This is a genomic window from Nostoc sp. UCD121 (assembly GCF_014222285.1).
GTDB lineage: Bacteria > Cyanobacteriota > Cyanobacteriia > Cyanobacteriales > Nostocaceae > Nostoc.
Genome location: NZ_JACKZS010000541.1, coordinates 1 through 377, shown reverse-complemented (window position 1 = coordinate 377; position 377 = coordinate 1). Strand labels below are relative to the sequence as shown.

The following is a 377-nucleotide window of genomic DNA, read 5'->3' as shown; positions in this document are numbered from 1 at the left end:
AGTGATAACACTGCGGCCAACTTACTTCTGACAACGATCGGAGGACCGAAGGAGCTAACCGCTTTTTTGCACAACATGGGGGATCATGTAACTCGCCTTGATCGTTGGGAACCGGAGCTGAATGAAGCCATACCAAACGACGAGCGTGACACCACGATGCCTGCAGCAATGGCAACAACGTTGCGCAAACTATTAACTGGCGAACTACTTACTCTAGCTTCCCGGCAACAATTAATAGACTGGATGGAGGCGGATAAAGTTGCAGGACCACTTCTGCGCTCGGCCCTTCCGGCTGGCTGGTTTATTGCTGATAAATCTGGAGCCGGTGAGCGTGGGTCTCGCGGTATCATTGCAGCACTGGGGCCAGATGGTAAGCC

The 377-nt window shown here is 52.8% G+C and carries 1 protein-coding gene; it reads left to right on the top strand.

All coding sequences use genetic code 11. The features are described 5' to 3' along the window. On the top strand, positions 1–377 hold a 377-nt coding region (locus tag GNF10_RS37390), incomplete at both ends, for a serine hydrolase (RefSeq protein ID WP_185607529.1).